This is a genomic window from Marinobacter sp. 2_MG-2023 (assembly GCF_030546935.1).
GTDB lineage: Bacteria > Pseudomonadota > Gammaproteobacteria > Pseudomonadales > Oleiphilaceae > Marinobacter.
On record NZ_JAUOPH010000002.1, the window covers coordinates 381,601 to 408,329 of the forward strand.

25 protein-coding genes are annotated in these 26,729 nt (G+C 55.2%); 20 read left to right on the plus strand and 5 right to left on the minus strand.

The window, feature by feature from the left end; all coding sequences use genetic code 11:
- Positions 1 to 31 precede the first annotated feature (31 nt).
- From folE to Q4501_RS05610, 11 genes are all read left to right on the plus strand, one after another.
- Positions 32 to 601, plus strand: coding sequence for a GTP cyclohydrolase I FolE (folE, locus tag Q4501_RS05560; RefSeq protein ID WP_303594915.1), 570 nt, complete (start codon positions 32 to 34; stop codon positions 599 to 601).
- Between the two features lie 25 nt (positions 602 to 626).
- Positions 627 to 1,001, plus strand: coding sequence for a dihydroneopterin triphosphate 2'-epimerase (folX, locus tag Q4501_RS05565; RefSeq protein WP_303594917.1), 375 nt, complete (start codon positions 627 to 629; stop codon positions 999 to 1,001).
- 24 nt (positions 1,002 to 1,025) lie between these two features.
- Positions 1,026 to 1,463, plus strand: a complete 438-nt coding sequence (locus Q4501_RS05570; RefSeq protein ID WP_303594919.1) for a CoA-binding protein — start codon at positions 1,026 to 1,028, stop codon at positions 1,461 to 1,463.
- A 102-nt stretch (positions 1,464 to 1,565) separates the two neighbouring features.
- Positions 1,566 to 3,812, plus strand: coding sequence for an EAL domain-containing protein (locus Q4501_RS05575; protein WP_303594921.1), 2,247 nt, complete (start codon positions 1,566 to 1,568; stop codon positions 3,810 to 3,812).
- 71 nt (positions 3,813 to 3,883) lie between these two features.
- A complete protein-coding gene (locus Q4501_RS05580) occupies positions 3,884 to 4,204 on the plus strand; it encodes a hypothetical protein (protein ID WP_303594923.1) in 321 nt (106 codons plus the stop codon).
- A 224-nt stretch (positions 4,205 to 4,428) separates the two neighbouring features.
- Positions 4,429 to 4,860, plus strand: a complete 432-nt coding sequence (locus tag Q4501_RS05585; RefSeq protein ID WP_303594925.1) for a MerR family transcriptional regulator — start codon at positions 4,429 to 4,431, stop codon at positions 4,858 to 4,860.
- A 6-nt stretch (positions 4,861 to 4,866) separates the two neighbouring features.
- Positions 4,867 to 7,482, plus strand: a complete 2,616-nt coding sequence (locus tag Q4501_RS05590; protein ID WP_303594927.1) for a heavy metal translocating P-type ATPase — start codon at positions 4,867 to 4,869, stop codon at positions 7,480 to 7,482.
- Between the two features lie 140 nt (positions 7,483 to 7,622).
- Positions 7,623 to 8,072: a DUF411 domain-containing protein gene (locus Q4501_RS05595; RefSeq protein ID WP_303594929.1), complete on the plus strand. Its 450-nt coding sequence runs from the start codon at positions 7,623 to 7,625 to the stop codon at positions 8,070 to 8,072.
- A 177-nt stretch (positions 8,073 to 8,249) separates the two neighbouring features.
- Positions 8,250 to 9,968, plus strand: a complete 1,719-nt coding sequence (locus tag Q4501_RS05600) for a diguanylate cyclase (RefSeq protein ID WP_303594931.1) — start codon at positions 8,250 to 8,252, stop codon at positions 9,966 to 9,968.
- Between the two features lie 70 nt (positions 9,969 to 10,038).
- Positions 10,039 to 12,015 carry a ribonuclease R family protein gene (locus Q4501_RS05605; protein ID WP_303594933.1) on the plus strand — a complete coding sequence of 659 codons (1,977 nt, stop codon included), beginning with the start codon at positions 10,039 to 10,041 and terminating at the stop codon, positions 12,013 to 12,015.
- 72 nt (positions 12,016 to 12,087) lie between these two features.
- Complete coding sequence (locus tag Q4501_RS05610; RefSeq protein ID WP_303594934.1) at positions 12,088 to 12,309, plus strand: hypothetical protein; 222 nt, start codon at positions 12,088 to 12,090, stop codon at positions 12,307 to 12,309.
- Between the two features lie 30 nt (positions 12,310 to 12,339).
- On the opposite strand, the gene Q4501_RS05615 is transcribed toward Q4501_RS05610, so the two are convergent.
- Positions 12,340 to 13,233 carry an acyltransferase gene (locus tag Q4501_RS05615; protein WP_303594935.1) on the minus strand — a complete coding sequence of 298 codons (894 nt, stop codon included), beginning with the start codon at positions 13,231 to 13,233 and terminating at the stop codon, positions 12,340 to 12,342.
- Between the two features lie 126 nt (positions 13,234 to 13,359).
- Between Q4501_RS05615 and Q4501_RS05620 the strand changes: the two genes are divergently transcribed.
- The 4 genes from Q4501_RS05620 to Q4501_RS05635 all read left to right on the plus strand — a co-directional run bounded on the left by Q4501_RS05620 (position 13,360) and on the right by Q4501_RS05635 (position 17,876).
- Positions 13,360 to 14,271, plus strand: coding sequence for a LysR family transcriptional regulator (locus Q4501_RS05620; RefSeq protein WP_303594936.1), 912 nt, complete (start codon positions 13,360 to 13,362; stop codon positions 14,269 to 14,271).
- A 227-nt stretch (positions 14,272 to 14,498) separates the two neighbouring features.
- Positions 14,499 to 15,710, plus strand: a complete 1,212-nt coding sequence (locus Q4501_RS05625; RefSeq protein WP_303594938.1) for a Bcr/CflA family multidrug efflux MFS transporter — start codon at positions 14,499 to 14,501, stop codon at positions 15,708 to 15,710.
- Positions 15,711 to 15,795: 85 nt separating this feature from the next.
- Positions 15,796 to 16,293 carry a thiol peroxidase gene (gene tpx / locus Q4501_RS05630; protein WP_303594940.1) on the plus strand — a complete coding sequence of 166 codons (498 nt, stop codon included), beginning with the start codon at positions 15,796 to 15,798 and terminating at the stop codon, positions 16,291 to 16,293.
- A gap of 311 nt (positions 16,294 to 16,604) precedes the next feature.
- The gene (locus Q4501_RS05635) at positions 16,605 to 17,876 is read left to right on the plus strand and encodes an MATE family efflux transporter (protein WP_303595471.1); all 1,272 of its coding nucleotides are present in this window, start codon (positions 16,605 to 16,607) and stop codon (positions 17,874 to 17,876) included.
- Positions 17,877 to 17,881: 5 nt separating this feature from the next.
- Here the strand turns inward: Q4501_RS05635 and Q4501_RS05640 are convergent, their stop codons facing one another.
- Positions 17,882 to 18,307 carry a thioesterase family protein gene (locus tag Q4501_RS05640; RefSeq protein WP_303594942.1) on the minus strand — a complete coding sequence of 142 codons (426 nt, stop codon included), beginning with the start codon at positions 18,305 to 18,307 and terminating at the stop codon, positions 17,882 to 17,884.
- Positions 18,308 to 18,517: 210 nt separating this feature from the next.
- On the opposite strand from Q4501_RS05640, the gene Q4501_RS05645 reads away from it, so the two are divergent.
- Positions 18,518 to 20,155, plus strand: a complete 1,638-nt coding sequence (locus Q4501_RS05645; RefSeq protein WP_303595473.1) for an MBL fold metallo-hydrolase — start codon at positions 18,518 to 18,520, stop codon at positions 20,153 to 20,155.
- 36 nt (positions 20,156 to 20,191) lie between these two features.
- Here the strand turns inward: Q4501_RS05645 and Q4501_RS05650 are convergent, their stop codons facing one another.
- Positions 20,192 to 20,350, minus strand: a complete 159-nt coding sequence (locus Q4501_RS05650; RefSeq protein ID WP_303594944.1) for a YqaE/Pmp3 family membrane protein — start codon at positions 20,348 to 20,350, stop codon at positions 20,192 to 20,194.
- Positions 20,351 to 20,552: 202 nt separating this feature from the next.
- Between Q4501_RS05650 and Q4501_RS05655 the strand changes: the two genes are divergently transcribed.
- From Q4501_RS05655 to Q4501_RS05665, 3 genes are read left to right on the plus strand one after another with little or no spacing between them, the layout of a single operon-like run.
- Positions 20,553 to 21,989, plus strand: coding sequence for a succinylglutamate desuccinylase/aspartoacylase family protein (locus tag Q4501_RS05655; RefSeq protein WP_303594946.1), 1,437 nt, complete (start codon positions 20,553 to 20,555; stop codon positions 21,987 to 21,989).
- A 45-nt stretch (positions 21,990 to 22,034) separates the two neighbouring features.
- Positions 22,035 to 22,973 (plus strand): DMT family transporter, encoded by a 939-nt coding sequence (locus tag Q4501_RS05660; RefSeq protein WP_303594948.1) that lies wholly within the window; start codon positions 22,035 to 22,037, stop codon positions 22,971 to 22,973.
- A gap of 28 nt (positions 22,974 to 23,001) precedes the next feature.
- Positions 23,002 to 23,352: a hypothetical protein gene (locus Q4501_RS05665; protein WP_303594949.1), complete on the plus strand. Its 351-nt coding sequence runs from the start codon at positions 23,002 to 23,004 to the stop codon at positions 23,350 to 23,352.
- Here Q4501_RS05665 and Q4501_RS05670 read toward each other — a convergent pair.
- The gene (locus tag Q4501_RS05670) at positions 23,336 to 24,538 is read right to left on the minus strand and encodes a MalY/PatB family protein (protein ID WP_303594950.1); all 1,203 of its coding nucleotides are present in this window, start codon (positions 24,536 to 24,538) and stop codon (positions 23,336 to 23,338) included. The two genes, Q4501_RS05665 and Q4501_RS05670, sit on opposite strands and share 17 nt — an antisense overlap.
- A 209-nt stretch (positions 24,539 to 24,747) precedes the next feature.
- Here Q4501_RS05670 and Q4501_RS05675 point away from each other — a divergent pair, with 209 nt between their 5' ends.
- A complete protein-coding gene (locus Q4501_RS05675) occupies positions 24,748 to 25,635 on the plus strand; it encodes an AEC family transporter (protein WP_303594952.1) in 888 nt (295 codons plus the stop codon).
- A gap of 4 nt (positions 25,636 to 25,639) precedes the next feature.
- Here Q4501_RS05675 and ppk2 read toward each other — a convergent pair whose 3' ends face one another.
- Positions 25,640 to 26,671: a polyphosphate kinase 2 gene (gene ppk2, locus Q4501_RS05680; protein ID WP_303594954.1), complete on the minus strand. Its 1,032-nt coding sequence runs from the start codon at positions 26,669 to 26,671 to the stop codon at positions 25,640 to 25,642.
- Positions 26,672 to 26,729 lie beyond the last annotated feature (58 nt).

A 26,729-nucleotide genomic window follows, 5' to 3' on the forward strand; every position in this document is an offset into this window, starting at 1 on the left:
ACCTTTACCATAAAGAGAACCGGAAGCGACTATGACCAAACTCCTTGACGACCTCGCGGGCCACTACCGCGCCATCATCAACGGGCTGGGTGAAGATACCAACCGTGAAGGTCTGCAAGACACTCCGATGCGTGCCGCCAAAGCCATGCAATTCCTGACCCACGGCTATAAGCAGGACCTGGGCGATCTCGTCAACAATGCGGTTTTTGAATCCGCGATGGATGAGATGGTTGTAGTGCAGGATATTGAGCTGTACAGCATGTGCGAGCATCACGTGCTGCCTTTTATAGGCAAGTGCCACATCGCCTACCTGCCCCAGGGTCGTGTTCTGGGCCTGTCCAAGTTTGCACGTATCGTGGACATGTATGCACGGCGCCTGCAGATTCAGGAAAACCTCACCCGCCAGATTGCGGAAGCAGTTGAGAGTGTCACCGGCGCGAAAGGAGTTGCAGTAGTCATCGAAGCCCAGCATATGTGCATGATGATGCGGGGCGTGGAGAAGCAGAACTCCAAGATGAAAACGTCCATGATGCTTGGGCAGTTTCGAAAATCCCAGGCAACGCGCGCAGAGTTTCTCAACCTGATCAGCAACAATCGCTGATTGCAGCCATTTGAATGGAGGCGGTATGACAGACGTTATCTGCAACCACCAGGCAAGAATACAGATCAAGGATCTGCTGTTGCGTGCCTACATTGGCATCAAGGACGAAGAGATCAATAACCAGCAGGACATCAAGATCAACGTGTGCCTCACGTACGATGCGACGGAAGCGATTAACCGGAATGAGATAACGGCAGCGCTCAATTATCGCACCATTACCAAGCAGATTATCGGCCATGTGGATGGAAACCGCTTCGCCCTACTTGAGCGCCTGACGCACGAAGTACTCAACATCGTGATGGAACATGGGGCCGTAAAGTGGGCGCAGGTAGAAATCGACAAGCCTCACGCGCTACGCTATGCAGAGTCCGTGTCTGTCTGTCTTGAAGCACATCGTTAGTCCAAACCCAGGTGGCCCGAAACCATGCCAAGCAATCAACCTGATCAGATGCGCGCCATTCTTGAGCAAGTCCGCACCATTGCTCTCGTAGGTGCCAGCGAGAAAACCAATCGACCCTCCCACGAAGTCATGGAGTTTATGCAGGCACATGGGTATCGGGTTATTCCAGTGAATCCCCGCCTCGCAGGCAAGACAGTGCTTGGAGAGACCGTATACCCCGACATAGCCTCCCTGCCCGAACCCGTTGACATGGTTGAGGTGTTTCTGGCACCTGAGCGCACAGATGCGCTAATTGATCAGGCCATCGAACTGAAGGTTCCGGTGATCTGGTTGCAGATTGGTGTTATCAATGACGAAGGCGCTGCCCGGGCCGAAGCTGCGGGGCTCACCGTTGTTATGGATCGTTGCCCGAAGCAGGAAATTCCGCGCCAGGGTTTGCCAAAAATCAACTTCAGAGACTGAAGCTCCACGAACCGCAAGAAGCCGTTCGGCAAAGAATGGCTTATTATTACCGACATGCAGGCGTTACACTGGTTCGTCGGTCTTTGGTAAACGGAGCACTTCTTGGCATACTCACCTTTGAATGGCGGGCTTTTTCCGAAGAGACTGCTACACCCTGCCTTTCCGGTGGTGATCTTCATAGTATTTTTCGGTCTGGCGGCAGGTTTCCGCTACGGCCTCATCGGGCAGTACACAGGCCAGATACAGTCCAACCTCGAAAATGAAACCCGGAGCATGGCCAACACCCTCGAACGGGAGTTCATGGTTCACGCTGATGCTATTCGGCGCATGGCAAGTCGCCTGGCAAAAGACCCGCAAAAGCCGGAAAGCGAATGGCGTGAAGACGCACGCAACTATCTTAACGACTTCCGTATCTATCAGGCCATTGAGTGGATAGACCGCGACTTCATTATTCGCTGGCTGGAACCTTTGGCCTCCAACGAAGGTGTCGTTGGCTTCAACTCTGCGTTTAATCAGCAGCGCCGCAGCGCTCTCGAGGCTGCGATACGAACTGGAAACTATGACATTTCCGGGGTGATCGAACTACGCCAGGGGGGCAAAGGCATTGTTATTTACGCTCCGGTCGGCACCGGCCCCAATAACAATGGTTTTGTTGCGGGTGTATTCAAGATGGAAACCCTGGCGCGACAGCTTATGGCCACACGGGAGCCGGGAATGTTCCGGATTGAGATCCGTAGTCGCGGTGCGACGGTTTATACGCTGAGTGATTTCGAGCGTTCAGATGCCACCGCCTCCTATACTGTGCCAATCAAACTTCCCACACTGAACTGGCAATTGAATCTCGAGCCTTCGCCGGAGTGGTTTGAAAAACAGACCAGTCCCTGGCCCCGGTGGACGTTTATTACCCTTCTTTTTATGGGCTTGCTGACCAGCCTCGCGACCCTTTTCCTGCAGCTTATCCTCAAACGCAATGAGGCTCTGTTAACAGCCAGGCGGAAGCTCGATGAAGAAATCGCGCAGCGCGAAACCATTCAGCAGGATCTTGTGCGACTGGAATCCACCGATACCCTTACCGGCCTGGCGAACCGTCGCTTCTTTATGGAAGATCTTGCTCATACGCTGAATATCGCGAATCGTCAGTCGTACCAGGTAGCACTGGTGATGCTGGACCTCGACCGCTTTCAGATGTTGAACGACTCGCTTGGACACCAGTTTGGTGATGCCCTTCTGGTTCAGGTCGCGGGTTGTCTCAACCAGCTCAGCAACGAGCGGGTCACGGTCGCCTATTCCGGTGGCGACGAGTTCATGATTTGTCTTCAGCATGTGGAGGATATAGACGATGTTCTTCATCTGCTCGGCCGGATCAAGCAGTGTTTTGAAACGCCATTCAATGTTCAGGGTGAAGCTCACAAAATAACAGCAACCCTTGGGGTTGCCGTTTACCCCCAAAGTGGCCTGGACGCGGACACCCTGCTGCGCAACGCTGACATAGCCCTTTATCGCGCAAAAGAGCAGGGCCGCAATACCTATCAATTTTATACCGAAGGTATGCAGGAACGGGAGGTCATGCGCCTGGAGCTGGAAAAGGACCTCAGCCAGGCCTTGGTCAAAAACGAGTTTGTACTGCATTATCAGCCTCAGCTGAATCTGGACAGCGGTGAAATTAACAGTGTCGAGGCGCTCATCCGCTGGCAACACCCCCGCAGAGGTCTACTTGCCCCAGGAGAATTCATTCCACTGGCAGAAGAAAGCGGCAGGATAACCGAGATCGGGCACTGGGTAGTGATGGCGGCCTGCCAACAGCTGGCGGCCTGGAGAGGAACCCGCTTTGAACACCTGAGGGTAGCCGTGAACCTGTCCGGGCGGGAGCTGGATGATGACAGCCTGGTTGAACGGGTAAGAAACACTCTGGCGGCCGAGGGAGTCCCCGCTGATCGGCTTGAAGTGGAACTCACCGAAGAAATCTTCATTCAGAATATAGAGCACAACCTTGGCCAGCTGAGGCGTCTGCACGATCTTGGCGTGCATCTTGCGATCGACGATTTCGGCGTCGGCTATTCCTCCCTGGCATACCTGAGAAATTTCCCGGTGGACCTTCTGAAAATCGACCGCTCATTCATAACAGAAGTGACAGAGCGCCATGATGATGCTGTGATTACCCGGGCGGTCATCAATCTGGCGCACAACCTGGGCTTACAGGTGGTTGCTGAAGGCGTGGAAACACGGGCGCAGCTGGATTTGCTAAGGAGCCAGGGCTGTAATATGGCGCAGGGCTATCTGATCAGTCGCCCCGTTCCAGCGGTGGAGCTGGAAAAAGCCCTGTCCAATGGCGCTTTTGAGCAGGTGTAATGGCTGTTTCCGGTTTGTAATCACCGTAGATCAGCCCCAGAATTGTTGTTGAATTTTTCAGGTGAAATTTTATGCCCACGGGTTATTTGACGCCGGAACAGGACACCAAGCTTCGTCGATGGGAGCGCTGGAACCGGAATTATTTCATTTTTGCATTCGTGGCTCTGGTGATTGTGCTGGTGTTCAGTAGCCAGCTGGGGCTTTCCAGTGGTGACGATTGGGGATCCCTGGGCTTTCTGCTTGCGGCTCTGATTGCTCCGATCATTGTTCTGCAACTGCGCCTCGCATGCCCTGCCTGTGGCCATAAGATTGGCTGGCAGGCCAAATTGATGGCGCCGGATCAGTGCAAAAATTGTGGCACCTTCCTTCGGGCTAAAAGCTCCTCTTCCTGAAAACCTTTGACCTGTGAGTAGGTCACAGGTTTTAGGCTACTCTTAAGTTTCAAATACTCTCGGCTATCGTGCTTTTGCGATAGCCGCGCCGGTGTGGGTTGTGTGCCCGAAAACCGCTGTGAATACGTCCATGTACGCTTGCTCTCCGCCTTCCATGGCTCCGAGCATTTTCGGGCACACAACCCAAACCGCCGCTCATTAACCTTTGGTGATGCTGCTGGATTATGAAAGTTAAAGAGCTTGCTACTTCTGCCGGGGTAAACCCCGATACCGTGCGCTTTTATACACGGGAAGGACTGCTAAAACCCACTCGAAATCCGGACAACAACTACCAGCATTACGATGCTGAGGATCTTCGGCGTCTGCGCTTTGCACGTAAGGCCCGACAGTTGGGTTTTTCACTACCGGAGGTTCGAGAGATTCTGGATCAGGCAGACGACCATCACTCACCCTGCCCTATGGTTCGGGATGTATTCCAGCAACGGCTGGCCGAGGTAGAGCGGGAGATCGATGAGTTGCTACAGCTCCGAAAGCGCATGAAAACAGCGCTGGCCGCCTGGCAGGATATGCCGGACGGGACGCCGGATGGCCATACCATCTGCCAACTGATTGAGCACTGGGATGACAGCAAACCCGGGAAGCAGGTTGAGGAGTAAACCACCATGAGCAATGCACCAGTATTACAGACGACTCTCAGCATTTCCGGTGCCACCTGCCAGGGGTGCGCCAGGAAGATTCGCAATGCGCTGGAGCCGCTGACCGGCGATGCAGGCCTGGTGGAGATTAACCTGGAAGATCAGACGGTTGCTTTGCCAGAAGGTATCGATGCCTCGGAAGCCGCCAGAATTGTGACCGAAACGGGTTACCCGGCGGAACCAGTGAAAGAGGCGGAGCAACTCGCCAGTTGCTCCGCGTTCAAGCCCGGGAAAGTAGAAGCCACAGCTGACAAAACAGTGGAAGAAACGTCGAGCGAGGGCAAACCGGAAAGACAGGCAGCGGCTATTCAAGGCGATAATCAGGTGCACCTGGCCGTGACCGGTGCTACCTGTGCTTCCTGTGTGAATACCATTGAGAAAGCATTGAAGTCGGTGCCGGGCGTGACTCACGCCCATATGAATCTTGCGGACAATACGGCTACGGCAACCGGGGCGAACGACCCGCAAGCTCTGATTAAGGCGGTAGAAAACTCCGGTTACGGCGCCAGTGTGATTGAAGATGCAGACGCCGCAGACGATAAGAAGCAGGAAGAAGACAAAAAGCGGTACAAAACCCTTCTGGTAAAAATGGCCATCAGTTTGGGCCTGGGTGTTGGCTTGATGATCTGGGGCATGGGGTTCGGTTCCATGTCGGTAACCGAGACAAACCAGGGCACCTGGCTCGTTCTTGGCTTGATCACTCTAGCCGTTATGGCGGGTACAGGTGGGCATTTCTACACTGGTGCCTGGAAGGCGTTCCGGCATCACAACGCCAATATGGATACGCTGATTGCACTGGGTACGGGTACCGCATGGCTGTATTCCATAACGGTGGTGAGCACTCCCGACGCCTTACCGGAGATGGCGCGGCATGTGTATTTTGAAGCCTCGGCGATGATCATTGGCCTGATCAATCTGGGTCAGGCACTGGAACTTCGCGCTAAAGGCAAAACATCGGAGGCGGTTCGCCGGTTGCTGGACTTGCGGGCGAAAACAGCACGGGTTATCCGTGAAGGGCAGGAACAAGACCTTCCTGTGGAAGATGTTCGCAAGGGTGATCATATTCGCGTTCGCCCCGGTGAGAACCTGCCGGTAGACGGTCGTGTTGTTGAAGGCAGTACCCGTATCGACGAAAGCATGCTTACCGGCGAACCCATGCCGGTAAGTAAAGCGGTGGATGACGAGGTTTCTGCCGGTACGCTCAACACCCACGGCAGCATTGTTTACGAAGCAACCCGGGTGGGCAGCGAAACTGCCCTGGCCCAGATTATCCATCTGGTGAAAAAAGCCCAGGGTTCAAAACCGGCCATTGGACGGCTGGCAGACAAAATATCGTCGGTGTTCGTACCCAGCGTCATGCTGATTGCGGTGGCCGCCGCGCTGGTCTGGTACAACGTCGGGCCGGAGCCCGCGGTTGTGCATATGATGGTCGCTGCAACCACCGTCCTGATCATTGCCTGCCCCTGCGCCCTTGGCCTGGCCACGCCTATGTCGGTGATGGTGGGTGTCGGTAAAGCGGCGGAATACGGCGCCCTGATTCGTCAGGGGGACGCCCTGCAAACTGCAGGCAAACTGGATCTGGTGATTCTCGACAAAACCGGCACTATTACCGAAGGCCATCCGGCAGTTACCAGCCTGCACGCGATGAGTGGCGATGAACAGACGTTGCTGGCATTGGCAGCCGGTCTTGAACAGCATTCCGAACACCCACTTGCGGAAGCCATCGGTAACAAAGCCAAAGAGCAAAGCGCGGAGCCACTCAAGGTCACTGACTTTGAAGCGCTGAATGGCAAAGGTGTCGCGGGACGGTTTGAGGGTGACATAATCCGCTTGGGTAACCGCCGCTGGCTGGAGGCTGAAGGTATTTCTCTGGCAGGCCTGGCCGATGCGGAAAAAGCCATTACCGAGCAGGCCGGCACGCCTTTGTTTCTCGCCAGAGGCACTGAGCTGCTGGGCGTTATGGGCGTTGCGGACGCCATCAAAGCGGATTCGGAAGCGGCTATTCAGCGTCTACACGATGCAGGCATCCGCGTCATGATGGTCACCGGTGACATCGACGCCACGGCCAGAGCCATTGCCACGAAAACCGGTATCGACGACTACCGCGCCGAAGTCCTGCCAGAAGACAAAGCCGACGTAATAAACGAAATGCGCGGCAAAGGCTACACGGTTGCCATGGTGGGTGACGGCATCAACGACGCCCCTGCTCTGGCCGCTGCGGATGTAGGTTTTGCCATAGGCACAGGCACAGACGTCGCCATCGAAAGCGCCGCCATTACCCTGATGCGCGGCTCCCTGCACGGCGTACCGGATGCTATCGAAATTTCCCGGGCCACAGTGAAGAACATTCACCAGAACCTTTTTGGGGCCTTTGTGTACAACAGCCTCGGGATTCCCATTGCCGCAGGCCTGCTGTATCCAGTCTGGGGCATATTGATGAGCCCGATTCTCGCCGGCGCGGCCATGTCCCTGTCCTCAGTTACGGTGGTCACCAACGCCAACCGCCTGCGGCTGTTCAAAACCAGTCACAAACCAGTGCGAGAGCCAAAACAAAGCCGACAACCGGAAGAGGAGCGAAACTGATGGAAACATTACTGGTCAATACCGGAGGACTTATGCTCATGGCCGCTATTGTCTGGTGGTTCTGGCTTTCTCCAACCGATAGCAATGCCTCCGAACCGGATAAAAGCCATCACTAAAAACGACACAAAAAGAGCAAAACCATGAAGAAACAGATTTTGGGGTTCGCCCTGAGTGCCACCTTCGGGTTCAGCACACCAATGTTGGCAGCGGACGCCGCTCAGAGCATTCATGTCTACAAGTCGCCCACGTGCGGCTGTTGCACCAACTGGGTTGATCACCTGGAAAGCAACGGTTTTGATGTGGAAGTCACCGACACCCACAACATGAACCGCGTCAAAATAGAAGCAGGTCTTAGCCCCAATTTGGCCAGCTGCCACACCGCTTTCGTGGGTGACTATGTGATCGAGGGGCACGTGCCCGCTAACGACATTCATCGATTGATCGCCGACGCTCCAAAAGTCAGAGGCCTGGCCGTCCCTGGCATGCCGGTTGGTTCTCCGGGTATGGAAATGGGCGATCGAAAAGAGCACTACCAGGTGCTGATGTTCAATGCGCAAGGCCAAACCAAAGTGTTTTCCGAGCACAACTAACCCACGAACAGGGGTCAGAACAGAGTCATGTCGGCCTGCTGCAGATTAGTATCGGCGCAACAAAGCACCGGAGCTGACCTGCAACAGGTTCTAATGCATTTATGACATTCTTTTCTACACTCCCGCCAACCTCTGCTCTATCATTGCTTCCATCCCTATAAACGGAGTCAGCAGTTCTTGAGCCTCAAGACCCGGTTTCTCAGCCTTGCAGCAGGCCTGATTGTTATATCTGCATGTGCCTCCTGGCTTGCCTACCGGGAGCTCTCAGCAGACCTGATCGAGCGTTGGGGGCGTCAGGTCGCTGAGATACAGGTACGCTACGACAGCGCCCGACTTCTGCAATCCCTCGAGCGCGAAATCGGCCTCGCCAGACAGATGGCAGACTCCTCCGCGCTCCTCAACTGGGCTGCCGCCCCCGGCAACCAGGCTCTCGAAGATACGGCCATCCGCGAGATGGAGAGCTTTCGCGCCAACTTTCGCGATAACAGCTATTTTGTCGCGCTCAGGGAGAGTGGTCACTATTACTTCAATAACGAGCAAAATGAGTTTGCCGGCAAACAGTTTCGATACGTGCTGGACCCCGATGAACCCAATGACGCCTGGTTTTACCAGCTAATCGAAGAAGGCCGTGATTTCCACCTGAATGTAAACCCCGATGCGGAGCTGGGCGTTACCAAGCTCTGGATCGATGTGCTGATGCGCAACTCCGCAAATCAAGTAGTGGGCATGGTCGGCACTGGCATGAACCTCGACACTTTTCTGCAGGATATCGTCGATATCAACCAGGAAGGCATTACGACGCTGTTTGTCGATTATAACGGTGCCATACAACTCTACCGGGATCGCAACTACATCGATTTCGCGAGCGTTATCAAACCAGAAGGTCAGAAAAACACAGTCGACTTGCTGTTTGACGCCCCCGAAGACAAACAGCAGATTCTCGGCATGCTGCAATTGCTGAAGAAAAGCTCCGGTTCAGCAGGTCACGTAGAAAGCGGGTTTGTTACCGTCGAGGGTCGCGAACACTTGGCCGGAGTGGCTTTTTTGCCAGCAATTGGCTGGTTTGAAATAACCCTGCTTGACCTGAACACACTGCTACCAAAGAGCTACCTGTGGCCTCTGGTGGCTGTATTTATTGCAAGCCTCCTCATCACTCTGATCGTGTTCCACCTCATCATCCAATCACGCATCCTGAAGCCGATCGTGGGGCTGGAAGAAGCTGTGGATAAGGTTCGCAGGGGCAGCTTTACGCTACCTCGCCTGGACAAACCGGATAACGAGATAGGTCGGCTCGTCGACCACTTTGAAAAAATGACGGATAGCCTGCGCGATTCTACCCGGGAGCTGGAAAACAAGGTTTCCCTGCGTACCGACGAGCTTGCCCGCCTGGCTCGTATCGATCCACTCACCAACCTTAAAAACCGCCGTGGGCTGGACGAAATTCTGGAAGAAGAAATTCAGCGCGCAGAGCGGCTGGGCAGTGGTTTTGGTTTGATCTGGCTGGACATCGATCACTTTAAATCAATCAACGATCAGCTCGGCCATCAGGCGGGCGATGAGATTCTCTGCCGCGTCGCTTTGTGGCTAAAAGCCGGTGTCCGCCCCTACGATCACCCGGGGCGCTGGGGCGGCGATGAATTTGTTATTCTGCTCTCGCCCTGTGATCCGGCAACCCTGGAACGTATTGCCCGGCGCATATGCGAAAATGTTGAGCAGGAAAGCCGAAAAACCGGAACACCGGTAACGGTCAGCGTAGGCGGCTATTTCTCAGAACCCGGGGACAACATCGATACTGTGCTGCGCAATGCTGACAGTGCGCTTTATCGCGCCAAGAATGGTGGCCGCAACCGCGTCTGCATCACCCCTTCGGATAAAACCGGAATTAACCCCGTGTAACGGGTCTGACTCATATCGCCATAACCGTTATACTCCGCTCCATCATTCATTTTTTCAGCCAGGTTAATCCATGTTCAACGCCGACGCTCTCAACCAGTTGCGCCAGCTAAAGTCTGACATTGAGCAAAGCAAAGTCGTTTTCCCCGGAACGGTAAAAGCCACCAACGGCCGCTTCGGATTCGTCGCATTGGATGAAGGGCGGGATGTATTCCTGCCTCCCGAAGAAATGCAGAAGGTGCTTCCTGGTGACCGAGTCAATGTGACCGAGCAGGAAGTCGATAAAGGGAAAATCCAGGGTGTGGTAGACGAGCTTCTCGAAAGCCGGCTGAGCACATTTGTCGGACGCTATCTGGTCAAGGGGAAAGGGCATTTTGTGGTGCCGGAAACGCCAGGCATCAATCGCTGGATTTTCATTCCTCCGAAAGAGCGGATGAACGCGCAACCGGACGACTATCTTTACTGCTGCATACACAAGCACCCGTTTCATGACGGCAAAGGTCAGGCCAAGGTGCTTCGGGTTATTGGTAAAGCCGGTGAGCCCGGTATCGAGCGCGCCCTTACGCTGGCCACCTTTGATCTGGCAGACGCCTGGCCCGAACCGGTGGTACAGCAGGCCGAAAAGCTCGACGAGGCAGCCATCGAAGCGCTGGCGCCCGGCCGGGAAGATCGCACTGGTCGCGCCTATGTCACTATCGATAGCCCCGCCACTCAAGACATGGATGACGCTCTGCTGGCAGAGCCAAACGCCACAGGCTGGGCTTTATCCATTGCCATTGCAGACCCGTCGTCGGTCATTGGTACTGAAAGCGCGGCTGAACTCGAAGCCTTCAACCGGGCTACTGCTATTTATTTCCCGGGCGAGCCCTTGCCCATGCTGCCCGACACTATCAGCACCCGACTGTGCTCGCTGATGCCAGACGTTAATCGACTGGCTCTGGTGTGCGACCTGCAAGTCAATAACGATGGGAGCCTGGGTGACTACAGTTTCCATCAGGCTGTTATCCGTTCCCGGGGCAAGCTCAGTTACGATCTGGTCGCGAATCTGATTGAAGGTCGTGAAGACGAAGACATCAAAGCTCTGCCGGACGCAGTCGCCAACAGTCTCGACCAGCTGCACCAGGTCGCAACCGCATTGCGGAAATGGCGCAGCGAACATGCACTGCTAAGCGGCGACCGCCCGGAATTCCGTCTCAGGCTGGACGAAAACCGACGCATTCGCGCTATTGAGCCGTCGGTGCAAAACGAAGCGCACCGTCTTGTTGAAGAATGCATGGTTGCCGCCAACCGCTGCGCTGCGGATTTTCTGGCCAGCCGACCATCAGGCCTGTTTATTCAACACCCTGGTTTGCGTAATGACCGTGCAGCCAACATTCGCGCTCTGATCGAAGGCTACGCGCCACAGTTCGCCGATATCGATGCCACAACGCCGGCTGGTTTCCTGGCATTGATGAAACAGACTTCAGAACTGGAAGCGGAAGTGCCAGTAAAGGCCATCGTTTCGCGCCAACTGGCCCGGGCAGAGCTGTCGTTTACGGCGGCCCCACACCAGGGCATGGGGCTCAATGCCTACACCACTTTCACATCTCCCCTGCGCAAATACTCCGATCTCTATGTGCACCGGCTCATCAAAGCAGCGCTCTGGGATACGCCAATGCAGATGCTGAGCAGCGAACAACTGATGGCGCTTCAGAACGCCCAGTTCAAAGCCCGACAGGCGGCCAATAGCCTGGAAACATGGCTCAAGAGCGATTTTGCCAAAACTTTGGGCGACGAACCCATGGACGGCGTCATCAGCCGCACAATCCCTGCGGGCTTCTTCGTGCGCCTGGAAGCCAATGGGCTGGAAGGGTTTGTGAGTTGCAGGGATCTCAATGGCAAATACAGCTTTGACCCAGTGACTCTGCGCCTGATACACAACAAGAATGGCCGCGTATTCCAGCTTAATCAGGCAGTAAAAGTCAGCTTCTCAGGAGTAGAGGAGGAGCGCCGGCAAATCAACTTCAAGCTGGTGGAGGCTGAAGAAATCCCTGTCACTACCGGCTCCTGAGCCGGTTGAAAAACCATAAGGGCAGGTGCATCGTACCGATAACATCACACAGATACGTCAACGAGGTGCGCCATGCCCATCAGTCCGGATGAATTCCTGAAAAAACACGGTTTCGACAAGGAAGAGGACAGTCCTGATCACAGCCTACAGCACAACGCGATAGAACACGCAAAGCACCTGCGCCGGCCCCATGCAGGTACGCCACACGACTGGGAAGACTGGGAAAGATACAAGCGAGAGCACCCCGGTGAGGTAGAGCCAGAAGAGAAAGAAAGCGACAACAGCAAAGGCTGAAGTCGCTCGGGTCTGGCGAGGGTGGTGAAGCTATGGGCGAAGCATTTCTTCCAGGCGTGCATCCTTGGCCTGCCACTTTTCTGCCAGCCAGTTTTTCACATTACGCCGGTGTTCCGCATCGGTTGAGTAATCCCGACCTTTCAGGTGCTCGGGAATGGCAACCGTTTGAATGTCCATTTTCACCTCCCGCGACCGGCCACAAATAAAATCCCAGAAGGTGGGTGCGCCGCCAGGATAGGCAATGGTTACGTCAACAAGCGTTTCTATCGAGTCACCCATGGTATCCAGAACAAAGGCCGCACCGCCGGCTTTTGGTGTCAAAAGATGGGTATAGCGTGACTTTTGTTTGTCGTGCTTGGCCTGGGTAAACCGCGTACCTTCCACAAAGTTCATTACGCTCACTGGCGTATAACGGAACTTTTCACAGGCACGGCGAGTGGCTTTCAGGTCTTCCCCACGCTTCTCAGGGTGCTTGAGCAAATACTCCCGCGAATATCGTTTCATGAAGGGGAAATCCAGACCCCACCATGCAAGCCCGATAACAGGTACCCAGATAAGCTGCTGTTTCAGAAAAAACTTCAGGAAAGGCGCGCGACGATTAAACACCCGCTGCATGGCAAAGATATCCACCCAGCTCTGGTGATTACTCAACACAAGATACCAGCTTTCACGACGCAAATTTTCCGCACCAGTGACCTGCCACTGCGTGCCGTGGGTCAGCTTCATCCAACCGGTATTACAAGCCACCCAGGATTCCGAGATCCAGATGATGACCCGGGTGCAAAGAACCCGAAAGCCCTTGTGCGGGATAACAAGTTTCAGCAGCGCCGGTATATAAAGTAACAGGCACCAGAAAAGAGTGTTGACTGCCAACAAAATGGAATTGAGTACGCCGATAACGGGAGCAGGTAGAAAGCTGAGCATGCGATGCCTGTTTTGATTATTTGGACAGAGATGGGCAATCATACCAATCACCACGGGCTATGGGCAGTGGCTGATTGTGACCAGACTAGCAAGCGGGAATGACCGTTCTCGATTACACTGCTATCCATGAACCTAATTGATACATTCAATCTTGATATTCGAGCACTGCAAACCTTTGTTGCCGTTCTGGACGAAGGAAGCGTTTCCCGTGCGGCCATCAAGCTTGGGGTCAGTCAGTCAGCCGTTAGCCATACACTGGACCGGCTACGCACTGCCCTCGGCGACCCCCTGTTCGTCAAATCCGGACGCGGTATAACGCCCACTCGCTATGCAGTGCAGGCAGGCCCGCACATTCGCCAGATTCTCGATGATCTGCACTCACTGGCCTCCGGCCCCCCCTTTACACCAGAAACCACCGAATTCACCTTTACCGTTGCCGCCAACGATTACGAGCGGGACCTGCTTCTCCCACCGTTGATGCAGCGTCTGCGGCAACAGGCTCCGGGCATCATGCTGCAAGTGATTGCCTCCGGCATTCCCAATGCAGACATGCTGCGCAAGGATATTTGTGATCTGATCATTTCACCGCACGCGCCGGAAGCCACTGACATAATGCAAAGAGGCTTGATGGGGGATCGGATGGTCGTCTTCTTCGACCCGAGCCAGCGTGAAGCGCCGGAGACAGTGACCGACTATGTGAAAGCCGATCACATAGCATTGGTGTTCGGCACTGGTGAGAAACCCGCCCTGGAGGCCGGCCTTTCAGCCCGGGGGCTGACCCGCCGTAACGTCATTACCGTTTCCAATTTCTCCGGCCTGCCGGAATTTCTCCGGGGCAGCGACATGCTGGCAACCGCGCCTGAGCGCATGAGCAAACACTTACTCCGAGACTTTGCCTGGGCACCCCTACCCTTCAGCTACAAGCCTTTTACATTGCTGATGCTCTGGCACCGCCGCAACCAGAATGACCCGGCTCACCGCTGGTTGAGAAACCAGGTGAACGCAGTCGCAGCCACCATGAACGGCCTCAACGAGTAATTCATCAATTTTGTTCATATATCCTATGAGCAGCGCCCCTGTTATTTTTTTGCAAATCAGCCCCTAGAATCCACTCCAATGTCGAGTGCAGGTGTGGGATGGGCTTTCCAAAACTGTGCGGAGCCATGGATGGCGGAGCCCAAGCGCCACATGGATGTGCCGCAAGGAGCGTGTTTTGGAAAGCCCATCCCACACCTGCTATCCCCCAATGTAAGCTTGGACAATAAATGCTCGCACTCACAAGTATATGGACAACCATACTGCTAGCCGCCGCCGTCGCACTGGGGCCGCTGGCCACTGACATGTATCTGCCGGCACTGCCGCAGATTGGCAGTGATTTCGGCACGGGTACCAGCCAGGTTCAGCTAACCCTGAGCCTCTACATGGCGGGCTTTGCCATAGCGCAACTGGTGTGTGGCCCACTGGCTGACCGGTTTGGACGCAAACCGATCATGATTGGCGGCTTTGTGCTGTTCGCCATCGCCAGCATTGGCTGTGCGCTTGCCAGCAATATTGAAACCCTGATTCTGTGCCGCTTTTTACAGGCGCTGGGCGGATCAGCCGGGCCAGTTCTCGGGCGTGCTGCAATCAGGGACATCTACACACCCCGCGAAGCCGCAAAAATCATGGCGCTTCTTGCCAGCATCATGGCGCTTGCTCCAGCTATCGCACCCACACTGGGCGGTGTCATGGTTGCCGGCCTGGGCTGGCACTCCATCTTCCTGGCGCTGGGCGGCTATGCCCTGATCATGGCTGTAGTGGTGGCGTTCGGAATCCCCGAGCCCATGCGGCCCGAATACCGTCAGCCACTAAAACTCTGCAGCCTGCTACGAAACTATCGCGCCATAGGCACAGACATCAGTTTTCTCGGCTATACCCTGACCAATGCGCTGATTTTCTCCGGACTGTTTGCCTTTCTCTCCGGTTCGTCGTTCGTACTGATCGATTTTCTAGAAGTGCCACCGCAACAGTTTGGCCTGTACTTTGCCGGCATCGTGGTGGGCTATATAACCGGTAACCTCACAGCTATCCGTCTTGGCAGCCGCCTGACTCCGGATCAGATTCTGTTGCGCGGACTTTTTGTTGCCGTGGCAGCCGGCGGCCTTATGGTATCGCTGGCACTCGCAGAGGTGTTCAGCGTATGGGCCGTCATACTACCTCAGGCACTGTTTATGGCCGGAACAGGCATGGTGATGCCCCAAACAATGGCGGGAGCCATGGCTAACTTTCCACGCATGGCGGGCTCCGCCTCAGCACTGTTCGGTTTCGCCCAGATGTCCATCGCAGCCCTCGCCGGCATGCTCGTGGGCTACCTGCACGACGGTACTTCGCTGGTGATGGCAACCATCATTGCTATCTGTGCCGTGGCTTCACTCGGCAGTTACCTTTTGCTGGTTCAGCGCCACCCCGCTTCTGGATTCGAACCACAGACAGGATGAAAACTCATCCAAAATGGTCTAAACAGAGTAAGCTGTCTCTGAATATTTCCGGATAGCTATGTCCGAGCAACGATAGGAGCAACCCATGAGCACAGTAACTCTCGACGGCAACCCCATTGAACTGAGCGGCAAGTTTCCACAGGTCGGCGATACAGTCCCGCCTTTCACATTGACCAACAGTGGCCTGGAAGACGTAAAGCTCGACAACTGGGCGGGAAAACGCAAAATCCTGAACATCATCCCCAGCATAGACACCGGCGTATGCGCAGCCTCCACTCGCAAGTTCAACGAAAAGGCCGGCGCTCTGGATAACACCGTTGTACTGGTGGTCTCCGCTGACCTGCCATTTGCTGCAGCCCGTTTTTGTGGTGCAGAAGGCCTTGAAAACGTCATCACACTCTCGTCCTTCCGGAACTACAGCTTCCAGCAGGACTACGGAGTCGGCATCCAGACCGGTCCGCTGGCCGGCCTTTGCGCCCGCGCTGTGGTGGTCCTTGATGAAGACAACAAAGTTATTCACAGCCAGCTTGTCGATGAAATCAAAGAAGAGCCCGACTACGATGCGGCGCTGAAGGTTCTTTGATCCCGAGCCTTCATCCAGGCTAAAGATTACCTGAGTGGGTCAGAGAATTGTGTTCTGTAGGCATTATCAGAGCATGAGGTCTTCCGGGCGACAGCGCCTTTGCAGACTGTGCATTGCCAAGGATGGCAATGCACAGTCCCCACGGATGGGTTCACGGCGTGTCTGCAAAGGCGCTGTCGCCCGGAAGACTAACTCCGAAACTAAAAAACAAACCTGTTAGACTCCAGCACCCAATCCAAGACCAAAGGCATCAGCCCAAACCCGTGAGCACTACCTCCCATAACGTCAGCCTCTCCCGCCAGCTCTACACCATGACCTGGCCAATGCTGTTTGGCGTGCTCTCCCTGATGACCTTCCAGCTCGCCGACAGCGCCTTCATCGGCCAGCTTGGCCGCGACCCACTCGCCGCCCTGGGCTTCACACTGCCCATGCAGCAACTCATCATCGGGCTACAGGTGGGCCTGGGCATCGCCACGACTGCCATCATTTCACGGACTCTCGGTGTGGGCGACGAACTCCGGGCAGTTCGCCTGGGCGGACTGGTTATCACCGTCGGCAGTACGCTGGTTCTTTTACTCTGTGTCGGCTTATGGCTTCTGCAAAGCCCGATCATGACCGCACTCGGGGCCGAAGACGCCCTTCTGCCCCTGATACGCAGCTATTGGGTACCCTGGCTTTTCTCCGCCTGGATAGGCGCATTTCTGTACTTCGGCTACAGTATTTGTCGCGCCCACGGCAATACAAAATTGCCAGGCTACATGATGGTAGCCACAAGCCTCGCCAACATTGCTCTGGACCCGCTCTATATCTTTGTATTTGATTGGGGACTGCCAGGTGCTGCCTGGGCCACCGTTACCTCTTTCGGCATCGGTTGTCTGTTTATCTATCCGAAGCTTCTCAAACGGGGCCTGGCCCGTTTCGATCTGCGCGAACTCGCTCTGGGCAGTGCCCTGAAACAACTCAATAACATCATGGCCCCCGCCATGGTCAGCCAACTCATGCCGCCGGCGTCAGCGATGCTGGCAACCGCCCTCGTCGCCGGCTTCGGTTCGGCCGCAGTTGCCGCCTGGGGGTTGGGAACGCGCCTTGAGTTTTTCTCTATTGTTGTCGTACTCGCGCTGACCATGTCCATGCCACCCATGGTCGGTCGCATGCTGGGCGCCGGCGATATCGAACAAATCCGGAAGCTGGTGCGGATTGCGGTGCGCTTTGTGGTGGGCTGGCAGCTTGCTATCGGCATTATCTGGCTGGCCGCCTCGGGCTTTGTCTCAGAGCTGTTCAGCAGCGATCAACAGGTGCAGGAAATCCTTGGGGCCTACCTGGTGCGGGTGCCACTCAGTTACAGCGGCCTGGGCGTGTGCATGCTCATGGTATCCGTGTGCAACGCCCTTGGCCTTGCCATGAGGGCGCTGCTGGTTTCAACATTGCGGTTGTTTCTGTGCTTTTTGCCACTGCTGTGGCTCGGAAGCCAGCTTAACGGCATCCATGGGCTGATGAGCGGGGCGTTGGTGGGCAACCTGTTCGCAGGCATCATGGCATACAGTTTCTATCGTACCGGCATGAAGTCGCTGCGCAAAACCTGACGATTTCAGGCGAAACGTGACCGGAAACTCTCCGGTATGGACACCACTTTCTTCTGCGGGTAGTCAAAAAATACAAACCCGTATTTTGCCAGGGCAACGGCCTGGCCACTCTCAGCCTTGGTCACCCGGAACACGAAGTCGCCGCCGTATTTATTGAAATCCATAACTCCAACTTCAAAACGCAGCATTTCGGGAAAAAACGATTCCGACTGATACATGGTGGCGAGGTCGGTCACGATAATGCCCTCACCGCCGCTATCGCTCTCAGGAATGCCAAAATTTATCAGAAACTGGGCTCGCGCCTCAGAAAGCATCGATACCAGAGCATCGTTGCCCAGATGGTTGGCGCCGTTGATGTCAGTCGTTCGGACCTGCATAAGCGTTTCGAAATAGAATACATCGTCAGGGAAAGAAAGTGCGATTCGGGCCACTGTGGAAGTTACCTGTCTGGCAAAGTGTCGGGCAAGAAATCGGATAATACTCTGTTACGCCGAGGCCTTCATCTCAAGATCTTGTCGCAAAAATCGGGTATCGTCATTTTTGATCTTTTAGTGCTGAATTGAGCCTTTGCATATCAGGCTTGGATTGCGCGCTGAATGTAACGGCAAGTGGAGGTTACGGCCTTGAATAATGAAAACTCTATGGACATTCGCCCTGCGGCCACTCTGGCCTTAGTACGGGACACTCCTGACGGAATTGAAATACTGTTATTGCAGCGCACCTGGGACGCCGTATTTTTACCCGGTTATTACGTTTTCCCGGGTGGCGCGGTCGATCAGCAGGAATCCTGGGGACGAAAGCATACTGCTGGCATGGAAGACACCGAAATCAGCCACACCATGAGCCTGAGTGACGGCGGTACAGATTATATGCTGGCCGCTGTTCGTGAGTGTTTTGAAGAAGCCGGCGTGTTGATGGCGGTGGATGCAGACCGACGTACAATCGGTGGAGATCATGCGGCTCATGGAGATCGCGGGGCTGTATTCAGGGGCGAACTGTCCCTCGCTGAACTGTGCCAGCGGCACACACTGACCATCCCGCTCGACAGGCTGGCCTACCTGAGCCACTGGATTACCCCGCCGGGCCCACCCAGGCGCTTTGATACCCGCTTTTTCGTGACCCCAGCGCCAGAGAACCAGCGTGTGAGCCATGATGGGGAGGAAACCATCAGCCACGTCTGGATCAGCCCGGCACAGGCACTGGAAGAACATCGTGCTGGCCAACGATTAATGACCTTGCCAACTGTCAGAACCCTGCGGGTACTGAGGGACTTCGAGACCGTCGAAAACCTGATGCGCTACGCCTGGGCAAACCCACCTGAACCCTTCCCGAGCAAGCCATGGCCAGCCACCCGGCGCGGTAAACCAGTACTTCTGGAACCCGGCGCACCAGCCTATGATGAAGCCGCCAAGCTGGATCCCGAAGCGGCAGGCACCACGAAATCGGAGATTGTACCCGGCGAGCCGGTTGAGATTGCAGCCGGTGTGGTTCGCCTCACGGCGCCAAACCCGGGCGTGATGACCGGGCCCGGCACCAATACCTACATCCTTGGCCACAAGCGTTTTACCGTGCTGGACCCTGGCCCCGATCATGCGGGACACATGGAGCAGATTCTTGCGTTCACTGGAGGGGAGATTGAATCTGTAATCGTTACTCACACCCACCTTGACCACTCCCCTGGCACCCGCACCCTGAAAGAAAAAACAGGATGCCGGGTTTATGGTCGGTCTGCACCCGCCGGGGCATCACAGGATCAGAAGTTCGCACCAGATGAGCAGCCTGAGCATGGCGACCTGATCGAGACCGATGCGGGCACGCTCAAGGTACTGCATACACCGGGACATGCCTCCAATCACCTTTGTTTTCTACTGAGGGATCAGGAACTGCTGTTTTCGGGGGATCACATCATGCAGGGCTCAACCGTGGTCATAAACCCGCCCGATGGCGACATGAAAGCCTATCTGGAAACGCTCTACGATCTGCTAGCGGAGCCAGTACGTTACATCGCTCCTGCTCATGGCTTTTTAATGGGGCACCCTGAAGCGATCATCGACTACCTGATCACCCATAGGCTATCTCGGGAACACAAGGTAGCAAGAGCTCTTGAAGATCTTTCGCCCGTGGGGCTGAAAGATCTGACCAGCAAAGCCTACGACGACGTGCCAGCAGCAATTCACGGAGTCGCCGCCCGCTCCGCGCTGGCTCATCTGCTCAAGCTGGAAGCCGATGGCAGAGCCCTTCAGCAAGAAGGGCTCTGGCGGACTATACCCACAACCTGAGTCGCGGGTACGTGCAGGTGCTACACCTGCCCGTATCTATTTTTTTGCAATGATGTACACCGCGTGCACTATGCCAGGGATATAGCCCAGAAGGGTCAGTATTATGTTGATCCAGAAGTGCTTCCCGATACCAACCTGCAGGAACACGCCCAGCGGCGGTAACAAAATTGCTATAAGAATTCGCAAAAGATCCATATTGTTTACTCCATCCGTCGGTTATAACTGACCTGACTGCAACGATAAACCCCGCAGTCTGGCCAAGCCGGTAATTTTACGCTAATTCGCGTGAAGTTCATGGCAACACTATGAAAATGGCATTAAACCTTTGTTATTGCCATTTCCATAAGCACCACTCGACCTTTACCCTTGGGCCCTTGTTGATGACCCGTGAGGAATCATGCTGTTTTCCAGGCTGCGAACACTGACCCATATTAAACCCGTTTTTTGCCTTCTGATGCTGACGATACCTGCCGTAGCCATGGCAGATCCACCCACTGACAAAAAACAAGTGGGGCCAGCCCGGGAGATTCTGCTGGCAGAACTGGCGGAAGACGAAAGCGTTGAGGATGTGGAACATTCAAAGCCGCGACACCCAACCGGCGATGTGCAGGTTCCGGCCAATGAGGCGGCACCAGAAAGCCCGGCACCAAAGCCAGAACCGGTCCTGAAGCCAAAGAAAGTGGCGCCTAATATTGATCTCAAAGACGTTGCACCGGCACCAGCTCCGGAGCCACCCGCGGATCCGGATGCTCAAGACGCACCTGGCAGCGAAGAAGCGGATGTCAGCAAGGCTCAGGAAGATGGTGCGCCTAGCTCTATGCCCGCGACACAGGAACAGGAAACACCGGAACCGGCGGATGAAAAACCACAGAGCGCCAAAAATCTGGTTCTGCTTGAAAGTGAAGTTCTGCCGGGCACATCCACGCGCCTGGGTTGGTCAGCAGGCATTCAGATTGCCGGCCTGTCACAGCCCACGCCTGTACTGGTAGTGAATGGCGCCAACGCAGGCCCAACCCTGTGCCTCACAAGTACAATTCACGGAGACGAACTGAACGGCATCGAGATTATTCGCCAGACCATGTACGACCTTGATCCGGAAAAGCTGAGCGGCGCCGTAGTGGGTATTCCCATCGTAAACCTGCCCGGTTTCCAGCAAGGTAGCCGTTATCTGCCGGATCGCCGTGATCTGAACCGACATTTCCCCGGCAGCAAGAATGGCAGCCTGGCGGATAGGATTGCCAACTCCCTGTTCGAGAAGGTTATTCAATACTGCGATATGCTGGTGGATATCCATACCGGCTCACTGAAGCGCACCAACCTGCCCCAGCTCCGTGCCGATATGAACAACCCCGCGGTTGCCGAATTTACCCGGGGCTTTGATCGAATGGCCGTTGTGCACAGCACCGGATCCCCCGGGATGCTCCGCACCGCAGCGGTGAATGCCGGCATTCGTGCCGTCACACTGGAAGCTGGCGAATCCCACCGCATTCAGGAACATCAGATTGATGCCGGCGTAAACAGCCTGGCCAGCCTGATGGAAAAGCAGAAAATGATTTCGCGAATGTTTGTGTGGGGTGATCCGGAGCCTGTGTACTATGATTCGGCCTGGGTACGGGCAAACCACGGCGGCATTCTGTTCAGCAAGGTCGAACTGGGCGCCAAGGTTTCCAAAGGTGAGGTTCTTGGCTATATCGCAGATCCGATCACTAACGCCCAATACCCTATTGCCTCCAGCAGTGATGGGCGCATCATCGGCATGGCCGTTGATCAGGTGGTTATGGCGGGTTTCGCAGCCTACCACATTGGCACCAAGGCAAAAGTGCCAGGAGAATAGTATCCTATCGTTGTACGCTCTCGCGAATGACTGACAGGAGTTGATGTGCCTTCAGAAAACAGTCCAGCCAGATCTGCGTCTCTAACCTACGCAGGCCTGGTTCTGACACCTTTGTTCTGGGCTGGCAATGCCGTTGTTGCCCGGGGCACCGTCGACAGCATACCGCCCATTTCCATGGCTTTCTGGCGCTGGGTCATAGCACTCGCCATTCTGCTGCCCTTTGCTCTGCCCGGTATCTGGCGACACCGGGCCTTGATCCGCCAGCATCTGGGTTCCATGGTGGTACTCGCCACATTCAGCGTCGGTGCTTTCAACTCACTGTTATACGTTGCTGCTGTCACCACAACAGCGACCAACATTGCCCTGATCAATGCCACCATTCCGATTTTTGTTTCGCTGCTGGCATGGATTATTCTGGGCGATCGCACCCGGCCGATTCAGGCACTGGGGATTGTGCTCGCAATATTTGGCATTCTCACGGTAGTAGCACGAGGGGACCTATCGGTTCTCACCGGCCTGAAGTCACAACCAGGCGACCTGATAATGGTCGCCGCCGTGTTCAGCTGGGGTCTGTTTTCCGTGTTACTCAGACGCCAGGCAGTTCCTCTACCCGGGTTTACCTTCCTCAGCACCCAGATTCTGCTTGGCACCCTGGTTATCCTTCCGTTTTATCTGGGTGACCTGCTGTTTTTCTCTGGTGGCTTTGAGCTAACCCGACAAACCGCTCTGCCACTCGCCTATTTCGCAATCTTCCCGGGGATTCTCGCCTACGGCTTCTGGAACTACGCCGTGCACAGTATAGGGCCGTCCCGGGCAGCCATTTTCATATACCTGACACCGGTTTTTGCTTCAATTCTGGCCAGTATTTTCCTTGGAGAGTCGTTGGGGCTCTTCCATATAATTGGCGGCGCGTTCATCCTAGCCGGACTATTACTGGCTACCCGAGCGGGTCAAAAGGTGCCGGACTACAGCAAGTTGTCCTGATAAACTCTAAATTCACAAGGAGCCCACCATGCTTAAGAAGCTCACGCTCAGACCCATTCATCACACACTGGGGTCCCTGCTGCTGGTGCTGATGATTTCAGCACTCGGTTCTGCCGCGAACGCCCAGAGCAATGCGACCACGCAGGCTGAAACACCGGACCCGGTTACAACCTCAACCAGCACACCCGGTGAAAACTCTGGCCTTTGCGAGCGTCCGGAACAGTGGCTTTGGGCCGAGACTTATGAAGAAGGTGATATGAGCTTCCACGGCGGCAAAGTATGGAAAGCCATTGAAAAAACCAGTGGCGATATGCCCGGGAAGAACGAGCCATCACGCTGGAAACTCATAGACGATCACTGCTTTATGGTTGATCAGTAGCCTGAGGGTTGCCCGGTAATGCCGCTTCGATACGCTGTAACACATCGACCAGCACCGCCTTCGGGCAGCCGATGTTGAGCCGCATGAAACCACTGCCCTGTTCACCAAATGAAATACCAGGGTTCATGCCTACTCCGGCGTCTTCCACAAAAAACCGTTTCAGGGCGGCATCATTCATTCCCAGGCTTCGGCAATCGAGCCACATCAAATAGGTTCCTTCCGGTGCCCGGGTCTGAATTCCAGGCAAGCGTGCGTTGACTGTCTCCATTACAAAATCGCGGTTCTGCTGTAAATACGCCATCAAATCATCCAGCCAGGGCGCCCCATACCGGTAGCCGGCTTCAAACCCCGCAACACTGAACGGGTTGCACTGCGGCAAATGCATGGAATCAAACACTGCTTTCATGGCATTGCGCCGGTCCCGGTCCGGGATGACCAGAGCAGACAACCCCAACCCGGGCATATTGAAGCTCTTGCTCGGAGCAACCGCGGTTACCAGGGCATCGTCCGGACCCGCGAGAGCGGCCAACATCCGGTGCCGAGGCTTGTCTGTGAAGGTAAGGTCGCAGTGAATTTCGTCGGAAATCACCGTCAATTCATGCCGGCGAGCGATAGCCAGCACAGCTGTGAGCTCCTGTTCTGACCAGATACGTCCTACCGGGTTGTGCGGTGAGCACAACATCAGAAGCCGGGCATCAGGGCGTGCGGCGCAGACCTCCAGGTGCTCCAGATCCATCCGGTAGTGCCCGGTTTCATCGTCGTAAATCAGGGGATTTTCAATAACCTCCCGACCGCTGAGCCGAACAGAGCTGAAAAACGGTGGATACACCGGCGGTTGCACAATCACGCCTTCGCCTGGCGCCGCATAGGCCATACAGGCAGCGTGCAGGGAGGGCACGACTCCGGGCGCCATCAGTATCCAGTCCCGTTGAATGTCCCAGCCATGACGCTCGCGAAACCAGTCAATTATTGACTGGTACAGACTTTCGGGAAACAGCGTATAGCCGTAGACCGGGTGCGCGGCACGCTCTGCAAGAGCCCGGGTGACAGCTTCTGGTGCAGCAAAATCCATGTCTGCCACCCAAACAGGAATCACATCCTCCCGTCCGAACACCGCTCTGCGGGCATCAAACTTAACTGCGCAGGTATTTTCACGGTCAAGGGGCAGATCAAACAATTCTTTCACAAGCGCACTCCACTATCGGCCGACAATCGGGAAACACTGTTGAGTATTCTGGGTGGGTACCGCCATGTTCGCAACCGGCTCCCTCAGAGCACTGGCATTTTGCTTTGGTCGTATGGAATGTAATATTACTTGCCGAATCACCCAAATACTTGCGAACCTAACGGTTTACCCGCGCCAAGCTTCTTCCCCGGCGCCTGCTGGAGCTTTGAATGATCGGTCAAATCCTGTCCACACTGTTACCGGTGTTTCTCATCGCCGGATGTGGCGCCCTTTACGGACGGTTCCGCACACCAGACATTCAGGGTCTGAACGTTCTGAACATGGAACTTTTTGTTCCCATGCTGGTATTCAGTGTGCTGGCAGATCAGCACGCCCCGCTGCAGGAATATGCCGGGCTTGCGCTGGCCGCAACGGTTGTTGTTCTGGGCTCCGGGATTGTTCTGTATCCGCTGGCCCGGGTTCTCAACCTGAACCTGAAAACCTTTTTGCCACCCATGATGTTCAACAACTCGGGCAACATGGGCATTCCGCTGTTGGTTCTCGCCTTTGGCGAGGCCGCCCTGCCCGCGGCCATCGTTTTGTTTATCGTGGAAATGCTGCTGCACTTTTCCGTGGGCCTGTACATGCTTGACCCTCACACTTCCATACTTCAGCGCCTGCGGCTTCCCATTGTGTTTGCCAGCATCGCCGGGCTGGCCGTAAACTTTGGGGGTGTGCCGCTACCGGGCTGGCTGCTTGAGTCTCTGAACATGCTGGGTGAAGTCTGCATCCCTCTTATGCTGTTTACCCTGGGCGTAAGAATGCTGGACATAGACTTCAGCGATTGGAAGCTGGGCATGCTTGGCGCCATTGCCTGCCCGCTCAGTGGCTTGCTGTTAGCGTGGCCCATGATCTACCTGCTGGACCTGCCCGGCCTTCAGGTTGCTGCGCTCTGGGTATTCGCCGCCCTGCCACCGGCAGTGCTTAACTATATGGTGGCGGAGCAGTATCAGCAGGAACCTCATAAAGTGGCTTCCCTCGTACTATTAAGTAACCTGGGAAGCCTCGTTGTCATGCCTGTTGTACTCGGGCTGGTGTTTGCTGCTGGCTACGTCTGAGCAGCTAGTCAGTACGCTTAACGTCCGGATGCAAACTCTTACCCAGTATGTGGTTGTCTTCCTCTATCACGGTGGAAGCACTGCCTACAATCAGCGGGTTGGGGCCGCGCACAACATGGCGGTCCTTATCCGGGTAATTCAGTTTACTGAGAAAATGCTGCATGCAGTCAAGCCGCGCACGTTTCTTGTCATCAGACTTGACCACCATCCAGGGTGCGTCTGCGGTATCCGTGTAGAAAAACATGGCTTCCTTGGCCTCGGTGTAGTCCGCCCATTTTTCCTGTGCGAGCTGGTCGATCGGGCTAAGCTTCCACTGTTTTAAAGGGTCCATTTTCCGTTTATTGAATCTGGCGGTCTGTTCCTTCTCGCTCACCGAAAACCAGTATTTGAATAGATGAATATCACTGCGCACCAGCATACGCTCCAGTTCCGGCGTCTGGCGCATGAATTCCAGGTACTCGTTGGGTTCACAGAAACCCATCACGCGTTCTACACCCGCACGGTTGTACCAGGAGCGGTCGAACAGCACTATTTCGCCACCCGTGGGCAGGTGTTTGATATAGCGCTGGAAATACCACTGGCCTTTCTCTTCCTCGTTAGGCTTTTCAAGTGCCACAACGCGAGCGCCCCGGGGGTTGAGGTGTTCCATAAAGCGCTTGATGGTGCCACCTTTCCCGGCGGCATCCCGGCCTTCAAAGATGATGACAACTTTCTGTCCGGTTTCCTTGATCCATTTCTGGGCCTTAAGCAGTTCTATCTGGAGCTGCTGTTTGTGGCTTTCATAGGCCTTGCGGCTGATCTTTGTCTTGTATGGATACTCTCCGCTCCGGAAAGCTTCTGCGATGTATTCCGGATCATGGCGGTGTTCTGCAATTGCATGTAGCTGAGCACCAACGTTGGGTTTCGGTTCAGATTTGGTAGCGTTAGCAGGAGCCGAACCCTCCACGGAGTTTTTGGTTTTGGGCTTGGTTTTTGGCTTGGGCGTGGTTTTGGGCTCGGTTTTACTGGCAGTTACTGAGTCTTGGGTATTAGCCATGGGGGCTCCTCTCTTGATTGCTGGTATAGCTACCAGTTTACGCCCAAAAGTGCTTCTC

Bases quoted from the DNA above. Each gene is read 5' to 3' on its own strand.
- folE (WP_303594915.1), top strand. From the start codon at position 32: ATGACCAAACTCCTTGACGACCTCGCGGGCCACTACCGCGCCATCATC.
- folX (WP_303594917.1), top strand. From the start codon at position 627: ATGACAGACGTTATCTGCAACCACCAGGCAAGAATACAGATCAAGGAT.
- Q4501_RS05570 (WP_303594919.1), top strand. From the start codon at position 1,026: ATGCCAAGCAATCAACCTGATCAGATGCGCGCCATTCTTGAGCAAGTC.
- Q4501_RS05580 (WP_303594923.1), top strand. From the start codon at position 3,884: ATGCCCACGGGTTATTTGACGCCGGAACAGGACACCAAGCTTCGTCGA.
- Q4501_RS05585 (WP_303594925.1), top strand. From the start codon at position 4,429: ATGAAAGTTAAAGAGCTTGCTACTTCTGCCGGGGTAAACCCCGATACC.
- Q4501_RS05590 (WP_303594927.1), top strand. From the start codon at position 4,867: ATGAGCAATGCACCAGTATTACAGACGACTCTCAGCATTTCCGGTGCC.
- Q4501_RS05595 (WP_303594929.1), top strand. From the start codon at position 7,623: ATGAAGAAACAGATTTTGGGGTTCGCCCTGAGTGCCACCTTCGGGTTC.
- Q4501_RS05605 (WP_303594933.1), top strand. From the start codon at position 10,039: ATGTTCAACGCCGACGCTCTCAACCAGTTGCGCCAGCTAAAGTCTGAC.
- Q4501_RS05610 (WP_303594934.1), top strand. From the start codon at position 12,088: ATGCCCATCAGTCCGGATGAATTCCTGAAAAAACACGGTTTCGACAAG.
- Q4501_RS05615 (WP_303594935.1), bottom strand. From the start codon at position 13,233: ATGCTCAGCTTTCTACCTGCTCCCGTTATCGGCGTACTCAATTCCATT.
- Q4501_RS05620 (WP_303594936.1), top strand. From the start codon at position 13,360: ATGAACCTAATTGATACATTCAATCTTGATATTCGAGCACTGCAAACC.
- Q4501_RS05625 (WP_303594938.1), top strand. From the start codon at position 14,499: ATGCTCGCACTCACAAGTATATGGACAACCATACTGCTAGCCGCCGCC.
- tpx (WP_303594940.1), top strand. From the start codon at position 15,796: ATGAGCACAGTAACTCTCGACGGCAACCCCATTGAACTGAGCGGCAAG.
- Q4501_RS05635 (WP_303595471.1), top strand. From the start codon at position 16,605: ATGACCTGGCCAATGCTGTTTGGCGTGCTCTCCCTGATGACCTTCCAG.
- Q4501_RS05645 (WP_303595473.1), top strand. From the start codon at position 18,518: ATGGACATTCGCCCTGCGGCCACTCTGGCCTTAGTACGGGACACTCCT.
- Q4501_RS05650 (WP_303594944.1), bottom strand. From the start codon at position 20,350: ATGGATCTTTTGCGAATTCTTATAGCAATTTTGTTACCGCCGCTGGGC.
- Q4501_RS05655 (WP_303594946.1), top strand. From the start codon at position 20,553: ATGCTGTTTTCCAGGCTGCGAACACTGACCCATATTAAACCCGTTTTT.
- Q4501_RS05665 (WP_303594949.1), top strand. From the start codon at position 23,002: ATGCTTAAGAAGCTCACGCTCAGACCCATTCATCACACACTGGGGTCC.
- Q4501_RS05675 (WP_303594952.1), top strand. From the start codon at position 24,748: ATGATCGGTCAAATCCTGTCCACACTGTTACCGGTGTTTCTCATCGCC.
- ppk2 (WP_303594954.1), bottom strand. From the start codon at position 26,671: ATGGCTAATACCCAAGACTCAGTAACTGCCAGTAAAACCGAGCCCAAA.